The following is a 14,166-nucleotide window of genomic DNA, read 5'->3' as shown; positions in this document are numbered from 1 at the left end:
ATTGAATTCGTATTTTTTATTATTAGATAATATCGGTATTGTTAATTCTATTGTGATATGTGGATTTTTCATAGAATATTTTGATATATCTATGTCTGAATCTAGTTAATTACAAGAATGATTATTTCATAATAATATAAAAATATATTCTTATATAATTTCGGTTATTTGTCTTTATAATGATAATTTATTTTATATGATTTCATATAAGAATATTTAATGATATTAATATATATCCTTATTATTAAATAATAATATCAAAAATTTATACGGGATTTTATTGATATAACTGTCAGAGTTGACAGTAGACTTTTAAGTGTAATTTTATAATTATAATTTTTGTTAATTAACCCTTGTGTGAGAACACAAATGAATGCGCTTATTGTTAATAGGTATGAGTTTATTCTCCATAGTTATTGATAAATTGAATAGTTTCATCAATAAATTAATAGGTATATTAGATGTTGAATTGATTTATTTATGTGTTGATAAAAATACCTTGTCATCATTATATGTTCTTCATATTAACCCAGACATAAGGGATAAAACTGGTATGAATCTTGGTAAAAGCATATTACAAACTATAGGTAATACTCCAGTAGTTATGTTGAATGGTAGATATACTAAAGGTATTAATGTCTTTCTCAAAATGGAGAATATTAACCCCGGTGGGAGTATTAAAGATCGTATTGCAGTTGCTATGTTGGAAAGGGCTGAGGCTCAGGGGGAATTAAGACCGGGAATGGTGGTGATTGAGCCATCATCGGGTAATACGGCAATTGGTTTGGCAATGGCGTGTGCCGTTAAAGGTTATCGATTTATTGCGGTTTTGGATCGCATGGTGCCGGCAGCGAAACGCGATAACATAAAAGCGTTTGGCGCGGAAATCATTTTCCTGCCAGAATTTGAAGCGGGAACGGATACTGTCAAATATCGCATTGATTTAACTAAAGAGATTATAAAAGCCTATCCGAATGCGTTTAGCCCTATGCAATTTGAAAATCAGGTTAATCCTGATGAACATTATCGTTCCACGGGGCGTGAGTTGTATGAAACCTTTGGCAATAATTTGACGGCTTGTTTTGTGACGGCAGGAAGTTGTGGAACACTTACTGGAATTTCCCGTTATTTGAAAGAGAAAAATCCACAGGTACAAATTTATGGTGTTGAACCCGTGGGGTCTATTATTTTCGGTGGTGAACCAGGAAAATATTTAGTACAAGGTGCAGGACTAACGTTTATACCTTCTATTCTGGATCGTACCAATATCGATATTACCTTGAAAGTTGCAGATATTGATGCATTCCGAGTAGCAAGAAAGTTAGCCAGAAATGAAGGTATTTTAATTGGTGGAACGGGAGGTTGCGCGGTAAGCGCAGCATTAAATCGCCTGGATGATTTTAAACCTGGAGATAATATTGTTGTCATTATTCCTGATAGTGGAGAACGTTATATAGACACAATTTATAATGATACTTGGTTATTTGAAAATAATTTCTCAGAATTAGTTGAGGACAGTAAAACAGAACCTCAACTAGAAGAAATTATTACAAACATGGGGTGCGTATTAAATGAAGTCTGATCGTGTTTTGGTGATTTACTATAATCGCCTCTATAATCCTCTTATCATAAGAAGTCTTAAATCTGAATATAGAGAGGTAATTGCTCTTTATATTGATGAAGGGCAGGTAAGAGACATTGACGATATTGAATTGGAATGTATGGTTGCAGGTGCTGATAAATTTATCTATAAAGATTATCGAGCACAATATGCTGAACACTTCCTTACAAAAGCGATAAAAGCGAATGCTATTTATCAAAATGGTTATTTTCTCAGTGCGGCACTTTCCCGGCCTGCGATTGCTGAGGCGGCAGTTGAAGTAGCCAATGAGCTCAATATTGATTATATTGCCCATCAATTCAGAGGTAATGATCAAGTCAGAATGGATATGAATATAGAAATTCTGAATAAAATACCTATTGCTTCGTTGAGAGATTTTAAATACGACGAAAATATCGTAAATAGTTATGCTATGAAGTATGGTATTCCTCAAGAATTTGGTTGTAATAACCCTTATTCTACTAGTGAAAATATATGGGGATTAAGTGTCGAATGTGGTCAGTTGGCAGAACCGGAAACATTAATTCCTGAAGATGTCAGAGAGAAATTATTTGAGCATGCACTATCAGCCACTGAGCCAATATTTTTGTCATTAGGTTTTGAGAATGGTATACCGATATCGATTGACGGCGAAAAGAAATCATTATATGAAATTATCGAAATATTAAATAAGATTGGTAAAAAACTATCAATTGGTATTTTTGATATTGTTGAAGATGGCATTGTCGGTTTGAAAACACGCGCAATTTATCAATCACCTGCCGCACATATCTTAATTACCGCACATCGTGATTTAGAATGTTATTGTAGTAATCGTCACGAAAATTGGTTTAAAGAGATAATTGATAAAAAATGGGTTGAATTAGTTTATTCTGGGCTTTGGTATGATCCCTTATTAACTCATTTAAACCACTTTATTGATAGCATGAATCAACATGTCAATGGTGAGATTAAACTTGAATTAGGCTATAAATATGCCAACGTTTGTTCTCGTACTTCAAAGACGACTATCTATGATGATAATTTAGCAATATATAATTGTGGGCATTTATATAGTCAAAACGATGCCGAGGGATTTGCAAAAATATTTAATATCCATACTAAGCAAAGTGCTAAATCTAAGATGAGGCAAAAGTTATGATTAAAGAATTATTAATGTGTAAACCGGATTTTTATGATATTGAATACGTTATTAATGACTGGATGGACCCTAATAATAGAGTCAATAAAGAATTGGCACAGCAACAATGGGATTTTCTTTATGAACGGTTGACTGAACGTGGCATCACTATTCGCACTATCGATCCTGTTAATGGTTTGCCTGATATGACTTTCTCAGGTGATTGTGGAATGGTGCATAATAATAAATTCCTTGCTAGTAATTTCCGGCACGCTGAACGCCAGGGGGAAAGCCAGTACTATATCGATTATCTGGAAAATCTAGGTTATGAGATACATCGTGTTGATAAAGGTATTTATTTTGAAGGGCTTGGAGATGTTATCTATTGGGATAATGACATCATATTTGGTTATGGTCCTCGCTCAGATAAAGAAGCAATAAATACAATTCAGAAAGTCTATCCAGAACTTAAAGTTAAAGGTGAACTACATATTCAGGATAAGACTTTCTTTCATGTGGCTCTGGCATTCTCGTTTATTGACAAAGATACGGTTATTTACTATCCAGAAGCATTTACTAAAGAGAGCCAGAATTATATTGATAAAACATTTGAACGCCGGATCTCAATATCAGAACATGACGCTAAGGAATTATTTGTCTGTAATAATATCCCAATAGGTAAAGATATTCTCATGCATGATTGTTCTATAGAGGTTGAACATCAATTAAATAATTATGGTTATAATGTCATTAAATGCGATATGAGTGAATTTTTAAAGAGTGGTGGTAGTCTGCGCTGCTTAGTATTAAAAATTAAATAATTATAATGGGAGGATAATAAGTCATGTATATTTTAGGTATAAATTCAGTTTACCATGAATCAGCAGTTTGCTTATTAAAAGATGGAGAAACTATTTTTGCCATTGAAGAAGAGCGTTTAAATAGAAGAAAACACGGAAAACCAGCAAATGTTGATAATCCTGATGAACTACCATTGGCTTCCATTGAAGTTGCATTAGACTTTGCGGGTATTCGCTTGGAAGATGTGAGTCATATTGGGTTTTCTATTGATCCGATAGAACGAAGAAAATCAGTCTTTATTGATGAAGTCACCAGTGAGGGAAATTGGGGAAGTGTATCGGGTGAGTCCATTTTTTATCGTAAGACCACTTCAGTACCAGAAATTTTACAATCAATGGGATTCCGTGGTCAATTTCATTGGGTTCCTCATCACACAGCTCATGCGGCATCTGCTTATTTTGTTTCGCCATTTGATAAAGCATTAACCTTATCACTTGATGGTGTGGGAGAGGATAATACCGCAGGGGTATATCTGGGCGATGGCAATAGTCTGAAGAAAATTAAAACCATTGAATACCCTAATTCAATTGGTTTTATGTGGGAGAAATTGGCAGAATTCTTGGGCTTCTCTGTATACGATGCCTGTAAGGTGATGGGAATGTCTGCTTATGGTAAGCCTGAAGGTTTTATGCCAGCGTTCCAACAACTTGTCAAAATTTATGAGAAAGGTGAGTTTACTATCGATAACACCATTCTCAATTTCCGCAGCCAAGACTTTTCTAAATTAGAATCTTTGTTTGGTATTGTGAAAAGAGTTCCTGGTGGAGAGGTAGCGCAGGAATATTATGATATTGCTGCTTCTCTCCAGCAAATAACTGACGAAATAGTGTTAAATATGGCTCATCATTATTTGCAGGAAACAGCAACGAATAAACTCTGCCTTGCGGGTGGCGTCGCATTGAATTGCATAACGAATAAACGGTTATATGAAGAGTTGGATATCGAAGATATCTTTATTCAGCCTGCTGCACATGATGCCGGGACTGCCACAGGTGCCGCACTATTTATTTGGCATCATATTCTTGAAAATAATCAGCGCTATCCTCTGACGCATACCTATTGGGGTCTGGAATATAGTGAAGATGATTACCAGCGTAGTTTGAAGGCCCACGGTTTGGACTGGACATATGAAGAGAATATTCATGAGGTTGTCGCAGGCTTGCTGGCTGAAAATAATGTCGTTGGCTGGTTCCAGGGGAGGATGGAATTTGGGCCGCGGGCATTAGGTAATCGTAGTTTGTTGGCTGATCCAAGAAATAAAGATATTCGCGATTTAATGAATCGTAAAGTTAAACATCGTGAAATGTTTAGGCCATTTGCGCCTAGTGTATTGCGTCAACATGTTGCTGATTGGTTCCATGTTCGGAAGGAATTACCGGAAGCTGCAAAATATATGTTGTTAGCGATGGATGCTAAAGTGGATAAAGCATCGAAAATTCCGGCAGTGGTTCACGAAGATGGTACTGCCAGAGTTCAGGTGGTAGATAGTGCATCAAATCCAGATTATGCCCAGTTGATTGAGGCATTTTATCGGAAAACCGGTGTGCCTTTGTTGCTGAACACTTCTTATAATGATAGCGAACCAATTGTTTGTTCACCGGAAGATGCTATTAAAACTTTCATGAAAACTAATATTGATTATTTAGTTTTGGGGAATTATTTGATTAAATCGATTCATTAATTATTGCATAGTAAACGTCTATCCCAGTAGGTGTAATTGATGAAGTCAATTTGGGCATTGCTCAGTTTCAAATTGATAAATACAATAGTCTAATGGGATAGATATACCCTATGGATTTCAAGATGCATCGCGACGGCAAGGGAGTGAATCCCCGGGAGCATAGATAACGATGTGACCGGGGTGAGTGAGCGCAGCCAACAAAGAGGCAACTTGAAAGATAACGGGTATAATAAGGTTGAGGTAATATTAATGATACATAAGATCATACTGGCTCGCTTTTTTTCTGTTTTTTCAGAGGCATTTGTTATGTTCGCTGTGCCTGTATTAGTATATACCTCAACTAATAGCGCTTCACTTTCATCTTTTGCTTTTGGGCTTGAACGGCTATTCAGAGTGATTTCTCTCCCCATTTCTGGTTGGATGGGGGACAGGATGCATACTCTGGTTATGTTATTCCTGAGTGATATTCTTCGATCATTAGTTTGCTTATTTCTTTTTATCCTTTCATTTATATATTCTGATAATAGTATCGTATATATCATTATTTCTCTCTCATGTGTTTTATCCTTTTTTAGTGGAGCGGGATATGTCAATCTTGAAGGTTTTGTCTCTAAAAACATGAGTGCAATAGAATTACCTTCTGTTAACTCTCGTTTACAATTTGTTGAACAGTTTACCTATATTGCAGCCCCGGCGGTTGTCGGTGTGCTGGTTTATAAATTCAGTGTTTATGCGGTATTTGCATTTGCATTTTTTCCTTTCCTAATTAGTAGTTTGATATGGTTTCAGCTACAAAGGAAAAACCGGATTGAAGAACACGCTAATAGAGAAGGGTATAATCTGCCGGCCATTTTTAAATTCTTGATGGAAAACCCACCCTTGTTACGCGTCATTAGCCTGACATTCCTGATGAATGTGATGCAAGGTGCTATTTTGTCAACGGCAGTTTATGTTATTACCAGTGTTTTTTCACAGCCGAAAGGGAGTTATGCTCAGCTTTTGGCTTATGCGGGGCTGGTGAATTGTTGTGTTTTTTTTATTGCGCCAAAATTGTGCCGGATTTTTGATGTGCGTATCGTTGGTGTAACGGCTTTTCTGATTGCGTTATGTGGTCTGACACTATTTGCGACTGGGCCGTTATTTGTGGTTTACACATTAGGTTTCTTACTGGTTATTGGTTCGGAAGGTTGTTTTAATCTTTTTTCCCGCTCTTATCGAGCAAGTCTTATTCCGAAGCAGCGTTTTTCTCAGTATCTTGGTGTGGTGCTGGTTTTGAATCAGTTAGCGACACCTTTAACCAGTTTTATTTGTGCTAATTTACTGAACTATTTTTCCTACAATAGTATTTATCTGATATTCTCTGCATTTGTTTTATTGATGTTTATCATTATTAATCCTTATCGTTCGCTTAAATTTAATCTGCATAATAGTCAATAATGGAGGAAATATGAGTTCGAAAAAATATTTGTTAGTGCTTGATTATCTTCCGGCAAGGCTGAATGAAATCGTCAATATTCGTGACTATATTCGATATAATTACTCCCTTGAATTGGTAATTATTAGCGATATGTTGTCCGGTGAGGAAAAAAATGTCACACCATTTGTCTATCATATTCCTGTACGAACAGAGAATTATGTTGATAGTGTGATGACAGTTCTTGCTGAACTTAATATGACATGTGCTGGTATTCTTCCTTTTATGGATGCGGTATCTGGGTATACTGCTGTTATCGCGAAGAAATTAAACGTTTATGGTGATGATCCCGAATTAAGTTTCGCAGGTATTGAGAAATATCAATTTCGCCAACAAGAAACTCGAATATTACCGTTGCTTGCGGCACAACATATTAAGACGCCTCGATATACTTTCATTAATGAGATTAAAGAACTGGAAGAGTTTTATGATTCTGTTCCGTATGGTGTGATTATTAAGCCTAATTGTGGTCGGGCAAATGTAGGCGTGGTAGCGGTTAAAGATAGAAGTAAAATCCCAACGGCTTTTGCTCAATCTGTTGAGCAATCTGGTGGTAATCAAACTCTTGCAGAAGAACTTATTATTTTCGATACAGAATATTCGTACGATGGTATTGGTTGTATGGCATTTTTAACGCAAAAAGTTTCCCAGAAAGGGGAATTTCCTGTTGAAATAGGGCAAATAGTTCCGGCGCAATGTGATGGCAGAAATACGATTGCATTACATAAAGCGGGGCAGGCAATGAATCTGATTTCAGGGCAGACTCTTGGCGCATTCCATAATGAGATTAAGCAAGATAGTAAAACGGGAGAAACTTTTCTGGTTGAAACTAATCGTAGACCAGCGGGTATGCGTATTTGGGATATGGCTAACCGGGTATATGGTATAAGCTTGCAGGAAATTTGGGTTGACCATTTAGTCAAAGGATTTAGTGATCGAATGATATTGCCTGAAGCAAAGGGAAGGGCATTTTTGATTAATTTGCTGGCAGATAAAGATGGCAAAATTAATGATAAATTCGATCAAACAGAAGTTAATGAAGTATTATTAGCATCTGTTGATAATATTTTGAGTAAATTATGTTATGAAATTATTGCAATAAAAATTAGTTTAGATAAGAATTCACCGGTTTATGAAACACCAAAAAGCAATAATGATTTCTGTGGTTACGTTTGTGTGCATATTAATGATGAGCACGTCAAATGTGAATCCCTGATGAATGAGATTAATGATGCATGGAGAGAGATATTGTCTAATTATATTGTATAATTTCGTATGGTTAGAGCCTTATTTTGGCTCTAATTATTATATGATTAGATTATATGCTATTGCTTTAGCAACTGCTGCAACTTTATTGGGAACCACTAATTTCTCCATAACATTGTTAATGTGGAAATTAACTGTTCTTGTTGAAATATCCAGTATATCGGCTATTTCAGCAGAAGTTTTTCCCTCACAAGTCCATCTTATGACTTCAACTTCTCTGGTAGAGAGCGTTGGAACAATGATTTTATCCTTTTTATTTTTTAGATTATTAAATGTTTTTATGCATTCATTTGCCAATATGCCTAATACTCCTGCTTTATTAAGTATTTCATTGTGGGAAATAGAGCCTTCTTTTCTGGCAACTGAAAAAATTGACCTTTCTCCATGATAACCTTTAATTTTTATTGAAAGACTATTTTTAACTTCATTTTTATTTGAATTTGATTTTTTAATCATAAAATCAGCAGATTTTGATATTTTATCATTACAAACTGACGGAATAGAGAAAGTGTAATCACCATTCATTAATTGGTCGCTGTCGTGATTATTATCTTGATTATAATTGCTTGCAGTTTCTATATTTAGGTTGGTTATTAGAACATATTTTTTTGTCGTGAATGGATATTTTTCTTCCTGATAAATTGAGTAGAATTCAAAACCCAGATAGTTTATCGCGTTTAACAACCTCTTTTCTAATTCAGGCATGGTTTTGGACTTTTTAATTTCTGATAAAATCTCATTAAATGGTTTATTCATAAGATTTTCCTCATCATATAATATTTGCAATAAAATTAATTTTATATAAAAAATATTTTATTCATATAATCAATTATAAGTAAAAATTTTTAAAAATTGAATTTTTATATTGTAACCTTTAAGAAATAAATATGCTACTTAGAATTATATCTATTATTAGCTCTTATATATTTGGGCGACATGTATTTTCCGGGTGACATCTTCGGTTTACCCTGCTGCATGGCGCTGTTATGCTTACAAATCTAATTTAATTTGATCACAGGTATTTTCATGGCAAAACTTTCTTTTGACTCTATCGAAGCACAAGCAAGTTATGGGGTTGGCTTGCAGGTTGGTCAGCAATTACTGGAGTCTGGCCTGCAAGGTCTGGAACCTGAAGCGTTGTTAGCGGGGTTATGTGATGCGCTGGAAAATCATTCTCCAGCGGTGCCGGTCGATATATTGCATCGTGCCTTACGTGAAATGCACGAACGTGCAGATGGTGTGCGTCGTGAACGTCAGCAAGCTATGGCAGAAGAGGGTCAGAAGTTTCTGGCAGAAAACGCTCAGCGTGACGGTATAAGCACGACAGAATCTGGTTTACAGTTCTCTGTACTAAAACAGGGTGATGGTGCAATTCCTGCCCATACTGACCACGTGCGTGTTCATTATACGGGTCGTCTGATTGATGGCACCGTGTTTGACAGCTCAGTACAGCGTGGTGAACCTGCTGAATTTCCTGTAAATGGGGTGATTGCTGGGTGGATTGAAGCATTGACGTTGATGCCTGTCGGTTCTAAATGGGAACTTTATATCCCTTATAATCTGGCTTATGGCGAGCGTGGTGCCGGTGCATCGATTCCCCCATATAGCACTCTGATTTTCGAGGTGGAATTGTTGGAAATTCTGTAAGTTTTATCCAGAAGTAGGATTAAAAAATAGCCGGTATATCCGTCTCAGACTACTGACAAACCCATTTAAAAAATGGGGGATATTTTCAAACCATCGAAAATTTCAGCTAGGATGTCGCCGATGAACTGGCTTTCCCTCAATTTCCTAATTATTTCTTTAAATAGAGTCTTTGGCCCGCCAGCTTTTGCCATTTATCTGAAAAATAGACAGGAATGCTATTAAGAGTGGTAATAAAATTCTTACCGTTCCAATAAAAAGATCAATTGGTAATATAGTCTAAAATGATAACAGATGACTAACCGCAGAGGTGTGTGATGCTAGAACAAATCTGCCAACTGGCTCAGGAAGCTGGTGCGGCTATTATGACAATTTATCAGGATGAACATCCCCTGAAAGTTGATCATAAGCAAGATGATTCACCGGTTACTATGGCTGATATTGTGGCTCATAAAATAATTAAAGCCGGATTATCCCGTATCGCTCCGGAAATTCCACTGTTGTCGGAAGAAGAGCTTCCTACTTGGGAAGAGAGGCGTGATTGGAAGCGCTATTGGTTAGTTGATCCTCTGGATGGTACCAAGGAATTTATTAATCGTAACGGTGAATTTACGGTTAATATCGCCTTGATTGATGGAGGCGTTCCTGTGATGGGAGTGATATATGCTCCTGTGCAGGATACGCTTTATTCCGGGCAAGGGCGGCAGGCATGGAAAAAAGTCTGTGGAGGTCAATGTTTGCCGATTAAGATTCGTGATGCTAATCCACCAATGGTCGTCGTTAGCCGCTCCCATATGGATACAGAATTAGAAGATTATCTCAATCAGTTAGGTGAACATCAGACGGTTTCTGTGGGCTCTTCACTGAAGTTCTGTTTGGTGGCTGAAGGAAAAGCGCAACTTTATCCTCGCTTTGGACCCACTCATATCTGGGATACTGCGGCGGGTCATGCTATAGCCATTGCTGCTGGTGCTCACGTGACCAACTGGAAAGGCCAGACGCTAGATTATACGCCTCGTGAATCATTCCTGAATCCGGGATTTAGAGTAACGATTTTTTAATCGTGGTTGTTTTCTAGTAGATTTGTTTTTCAGCGGAATTGTGGTGATAAGGGCAAACGAAAACATACCTGTAAGTCGTTATCACCACGGATGTTTTTACTGTAGTTCCTTACGGACTAATTCAATGACCTGTTTGATTTCACTATTGTTTAACGCACCTTCTTTGGTAAACTTCGCTACGCCATTTTTGTCCAGGACAATAATGGCAGAACTTTTAGCTTCCAACTGCCAAGCTTTTTTGACCACACCGTTGCTGTCAGCGATAAACTGAGACCACGGAAACTCTCTTTTGCTATCTTCAATACTGCTGCGGACAAATGGTCCAGTGCCGAATATTGCATCATTGATATTGATGATGGTGGTTGTTTGGTATTTTTCTTTTGAAAAATCAGCGCGTTTTATTTCTTCTATCAGTGGGGCATTCATCTCTTTAGCTGCACTACGACCTGCAATATGTTGTATGACTCTCACTTTACCAATCAGTTTTCCACTATCCCAATTTTGGTAGCTAAACTTGTTATTGTTGAGTAACAACTCACCTTTATCAGAAACACTGATCGCAGGAACCTGTTGTTCCAGAGTGATGTTGTGGGCGAATGCTAAAGCAGGAGAACAAAGTAGCGCAGCATATAGCATAAAGTTCTTTATCATAATTTTTCCTTTGTAGGTTAATGTGACAATGCATGGATCTCTAGCATAGCGGGTATTAACTGATTTATCTCTTTAAAGAAGATCAAATTTTTAACATTAAGTAAGAGATAAAGTTACATAGTTATGTATATCTAAATATCTGTCATTTTATGTAAATTCAGTGCATAAAACTAAAAATGGAGGGAACAAAATCGGATAAATTCAGTCTATTATTCTACATAACGGTATGGTGTATGGAGTTGGTTCACCAAACGTAACCGTAAGAAGTAGTTAGGAGGAAAAAAGCAGAGATGAAAATTTTTCACCGATATAACCCACTGAAAATTGCTCTCTACGTTAAAACTTTATTCCGTGGACGTTTATACATTAAAGATATGGGGGCTTTTGAATTCGACTGCGGCAAAATTTTACCGCCGAAGGTGAGAGATAAGCGCCATTTTAGTGTAATGAGTGAAGTCAATCAGCAAGTGCTACGTTTGCAGGCCGAAATAGGATAGATAAAACGAAAAAGAATCGGGTTGCATACTGGTGTAATCTGCGCCACAAAATAACAATAAGTGGCGCTTAACATGAGAATACTAAACGGCCTTAGCTCAAGAATAGGCCGTTTTTATTTATCATCACTGATAGGCAGGTTTTGCGTTGGTGTCGTGGTGAGAGTATCAGTGATTTTTGTGACTAATAGCTGATCGATTTTGTAGTTATCAATATCGACAACTTCAAATTTGTAACCAGCAAACTTAACTGAATCAGTACGCTTTGGAATTTTACGCAACCGAAACATCATGAAACCTGCAATGGTTTCATAGTTACTTGAATCAGGAAAATTATCAATATCCAGTACACGCTGTACATCATCAATAGGTGTTCCTCCTTCTACTAACCATGAATTTTCGTCACGGATGATGATCTGCTCTTCTTGTCCTTGGTCGACTAAATCACCCATCAGTGTGGTCATAACATCATTAAGGGTAATCACACCCATTACCAACGCATATTCATTCAGGATAATAGCGAAATCTTCACCCGCTGCTTTAAAACTTTCCAGTGCATCTGAAAGTGTCAAGGTATCTGGAATGATCAGCGCGTTGCGGATCTGGACACCTTTATTGAAGCTTAGGCTTTGACCACTTAGGACACGGTTAAGCAGATCTTTGGAATCCACATAACCGATAACGTGATCAATATCTCTATCACATATTAGGTACTTGGAATGTGGCTGGCTAGAAACCCATTGTTTGATACTTTCCTCGCTTTCATTCTTATCGAAGTAAATGATATTTTCCCTTGAGGTCATGGCAGAAGGCACTGTGCGGGATTCGAGCTCGAACACGTTTTCAATCAGTTCATGCTCTTGTTTACGCAACACACCAGCAACAGCTCCTGCTTCCACAACCGCAAAAATATCATCGGATGTGATATCTTCATTACGCGCTGTCGGAATTTTAAAGAGCTTAAAAATAAGATCAGACAGGCCATTAAATAGCCAAACTAGTGGACGACAAACTGTCAGACAGAAACGCATTGGGTTAACGATTTTCACGGCGACTGCTTCAGGCTTAATCATGCCGATACGTTTTGGTGTCAAGTCAGCGAGCAAAATGAATATACTGGTCACAATGATAAATGAGCAGATAAAGCCCAACTGGTCTGCCCATTCGGGGCGCATAAATTTCATGAAAAACGTTTTCAATGAAGGAGAGAATGCGGATTCACCGACAATACCTGCCAAAATTGCCACTGCATTTAGGCCGATTTGCACCACGGTAAAAAACATTCCCGGCGTTTCTTGTAATTTGAGGACATGGGCTGCGTTGACATTACCTTCATCTGCCATCAGTTTTAGTTTGATTCGCCTAGAGGCAGCAAGAGAGATTTCAGATAACGAAAAAAAGGCGCTTATCGCGCACAATAAAAATACTATTAAGAGACTATTTAGCATAAGGAATCCATGTTCTACCTCCGGTGGTAGGGTAGGTTGTCATTAGAAAAGCACCGGAGGAAACAATAAAAATCATATAAAATAAAAAGTGACAACAAACACTTAGAAAGCTATTGATTAGCTTGGTAATTATAACATTAATTAAATGTGGCGGCTAGTTTTTGTTCATTTTGGGTAGGCAAACACCAATACCGCCTAGCCCGCAATACCCCTCAGGGTTCTTAAATAGATACTGTTGGTGATAGTCTTCAGCAAAATAGAATGGTCCCGCTTCTGTGATCTCCGTTGTAATAGGGCGGTTATCGCCTTGTTGTTGCATTGCTTTTTGGAAACGTTCACGGCTGGCTAATGCCAATTCATGTTGCTGAGGTGACACGGTATAAATCGCGGAGCGATACTGAGAGCCAATATCCCCGCCCTGGCGCATCCCTTGAGCTGGATCGTGGTTTTCCCAGAAAAGTTTTAATAAGTTTTCGTAGCTGTTTTTTGTTGGATCGTAAACAATTCTAACAACCTCAGCATGTCCGGTCAGGCCGTTACAAACTTCTTCGTAAGTTGGATTTGGTGTTGTACCGCCGCTATAACCTGCGGAGGTGGTGTAAATATCAGGTTGTTGCCAGAATAGGCGTTCTACGCCCCAGAAGCATCCCATACCAAAATAGGCAACTTCCATATTTTCTGGAACAGGTTCTATCGTATGATCGGTAACAGCATGGTTAGGTGAAACCTTAAGTGGCTCAGTTCTGCCTGGTAATGCACTATGAGGATCAATAGATAGGCTTTTATTAGCTGAAGTTGGCACAATTCACTCCCGTAATTATTAAGTTTTCAGATATTGATAGATT

Annotated in this window: 13 protein-coding genes; 9 read left to right on the top strand and 4 right to left on the bottom strand. The window is 37.5% G+C overall.

Annotation, left to right across the window (positions count from 1 at the left end; translation table 11 throughout):
* Window positions 1–373: 373 nt before the first annotated feature.
* From LGZ98_RS05805 to LGZ98_RS05780, 6 genes are all read left to right on the top strand, one after another.
* Complete coding sequence (locus tag LGZ98_RS05805) at window positions 374–1,582, top strand: PLP-dependent cysteine synthase family protein (RefSeq protein ID WP_262977812.1); 1,209 nt, start codon at window positions 374–376, stop codon at window positions 1,580–1,582.
* A complete protein-coding gene (argG, locus tag LGZ98_RS05800) occupies window positions 1,572–2,762 on the top strand; it encodes an argininosuccinate synthase (protein ID WP_262977811.1) in 1,191 nt (396 codons plus the stop codon). Before LGZ98_RS05805 ends, argG begins: the two co-directional genes overlap by 11 nt.
* Complete coding sequence (locus LGZ98_RS05795) at window positions 2,759–3,562, top strand: dimethylarginine dimethylaminohydrolase family protein (protein ID WP_262977810.1); 804 nt, start codon at window positions 2,759–2,761, stop codon at window positions 3,560–3,562. The genes argG and LGZ98_RS05795 overlap by 4 nt, the downstream gene beginning before the upstream one ends.
* A 23-nt stretch (window positions 3,563–3,585) precedes the next feature.
* A complete protein-coding gene (locus LGZ98_RS05790; protein WP_113041657.1) occupies window positions 3,586–5,283 on the top strand; it encodes a carbamoyltransferase family protein in 1,698 nt (565 codons plus the stop codon).
* Window positions 5,284–5,454: 171 nt separating this feature from the next.
* Window positions 5,455–6,720 carry an MFS transporter gene (locus LGZ98_RS05785; protein ID WP_229015767.1) on the top strand — a complete coding sequence of 422 codons (1,266 nt, stop codon included), beginning with the start codon at window positions 5,455–5,457 and terminating at the stop codon, window positions 6,718–6,720.
* Window positions 6,721–6,730: 10 nt separating this feature from the next.
* On the top strand, window positions 6,731–8,026 hold the full coding sequence (locus LGZ98_RS05780; RefSeq protein ID WP_113041655.1) for an ATP-grasp domain-containing protein: 1,296 nt from the start codon (window positions 6,731–6,733) through the stop codon (window positions 8,024–8,026).
* A gap of 36 nt (window positions 8,027–8,062) precedes the next feature.
* Here the strand turns inward: LGZ98_RS05780 and LGZ98_RS05775 are convergent, their stop codons facing one another.
* Window positions 8,063–8,779, bottom strand: a complete 717-nt coding sequence (locus tag LGZ98_RS05775) for a helix-turn-helix domain-containing protein (protein ID WP_113041654.1) — start codon at window positions 8,777–8,779, stop codon at window positions 8,063–8,065.
* A gap of 270 nt (window positions 8,780–9,049) precedes the next feature.
* Between LGZ98_RS05775 and LGZ98_RS05770 the strand changes: the two genes are divergently transcribed.
* Window positions 9,050–9,670: a BamJ family beta-barrel-assembly machinery protein gene (locus tag LGZ98_RS05770; protein ID WP_058589603.1), complete on the top strand. Its 621-nt coding sequence runs from the start codon at window positions 9,050–9,052 to the stop codon at window positions 9,668–9,670.
* A 314-nt stretch (window positions 9,671–9,984) separates the two neighbouring features.
* Complete coding sequence (gene cysQ / locus LGZ98_RS05765) at window positions 9,985–10,728, top strand: 3'(2'),5'-bisphosphate nucleotidase CysQ (RefSeq protein WP_228899484.1); 744 nt, start codon at window positions 9,985–9,987, stop codon at window positions 10,726–10,728.
* A 96-nt stretch (window positions 10,729–10,824) separates the two neighbouring features.
* Here cysQ and LGZ98_RS05760 read toward each other — a convergent pair whose 3' ends face one another.
* Window positions 10,825–11,379, bottom strand: coding sequence for a YtfJ family protein (locus LGZ98_RS05760; RefSeq protein WP_113041652.1), 555 nt, complete (start codon window positions 11,377–11,379; stop codon window positions 10,825–10,827).
* 290 nt (window positions 11,380–11,669) lie between these two features.
* Between LGZ98_RS05760 and LGZ98_RS05755 the strand changes: the two genes are divergently transcribed.
* Window positions 11,670–11,876 (top strand): DUF1107 domain-containing protein, encoded by a 207-nt coding sequence (locus LGZ98_RS05755; protein ID WP_011148633.1) that lies wholly within the window; start codon window positions 11,670–11,672, stop codon window positions 11,874–11,876.
* 113 nt (window positions 11,877–11,989) lie between these two features.
* On the opposite strand, the gene LGZ98_RS05750 is transcribed toward LGZ98_RS05755, so the two are convergent.
* Complete coding sequence (locus LGZ98_RS05750; protein ID WP_058589600.1) at window positions 11,990–13,321, bottom strand: polyamine export protein PaeA; 1,332 nt, start codon at window positions 13,319–13,321, stop codon at window positions 11,990–11,992.
* A 154-nt stretch (window positions 13,322–13,475) separates the two neighbouring features.
* The gene (msrA, locus tag LGZ98_RS05745; RefSeq protein WP_387490281.1) at window positions 13,476–14,123 is read right to left on the bottom strand and encodes a peptide-methionine (S)-S-oxide reductase MsrA; all 648 of its coding nucleotides are present in this window, start codon (window positions 14,121–14,123) and stop codon (window positions 13,476–13,478) included.
* Between the last annotated feature and the right edge of the window lie 43 nt (window positions 14,124–14,166).

Source organism: Photorhabdus kayaii (genome assembly GCF_025384895.1).
In the GTDB taxonomy this organism is placed as follows: domain Bacteria; phylum Pseudomonadota; class Gammaproteobacteria; order Enterobacterales; family Enterobacteriaceae; genus Photorhabdus; species Photorhabdus kayaii.
The sequence above is the reverse complement of the archived record's forward strand: the minus strand, read 5'-3'. Positions and strand labels throughout refer to the sequence as shown.

Coding starts and splice junctions, on each gene's coding strand:
- LGZ98_RS05795 (WP_262977810.1), top strand. CDS start 2,759: ATGATTAAAGAATTATTAATGTGTAAACCGGATTTTTATGATATTGAA.
- LGZ98_RS05755 (WP_011148633.1), top strand. CDS start 11,670: ATGAAAATTTTTCACCGATATAACCCACTGAAAATTGCTCTCTACGTT.
- cysQ (WP_228899484.1), top strand. CDS start 9,985: ATGCTAGAACAAATCTGCCAACTGGCTCAGGAAGCTGGTGCGGCTATT.
- LGZ98_RS05775 (WP_113041654.1), bottom strand. CDS start 8,779: ATGAATAAACCATTTAATGAGATTTTATCAGAAATTAAAAAGTCCAAA.
- LGZ98_RS05770 (WP_058589603.1), top strand. CDS start 9,050: ATGGCAAAACTTTCTTTTGACTCTATCGAAGCACAAGCAAGTTATGGG.
- LGZ98_RS05780 (WP_113041655.1), top strand. CDS start 6,731: ATGAGTTCGAAAAAATATTTGTTAGTGCTTGATTATCTTCCGGCAAGG.
- LGZ98_RS05750 (WP_058589600.1), bottom strand. CDS start 13,321: ATGCTAAATAGTCTCTTAATAGTATTTTTATTGTGCGCGATAAGCGCC.
- LGZ98_RS05790 (WP_113041657.1), top strand. CDS start 3,586: ATGTATATTTTAGGTATAAATTCAGTTTACCATGAATCAGCAGTTTGC.
- LGZ98_RS05760 (WP_113041652.1), bottom strand. CDS start 11,379: ATGATAAAGAACTTTATGCTATATGCTGCGCTACTTTGTTCTCCTGCT.
- argG (WP_262977811.1), top strand. CDS start 1,572: ATGAAGTCTGATCGTGTTTTGGTGATTTACTATAATCGCCTCTATAAT.
- LGZ98_RS05805 (WP_262977812.1), top strand. CDS start 374: ATGCGCTTATTGTTAATAGGTATGAGTTTATTCTCCATAGTTATTGAT.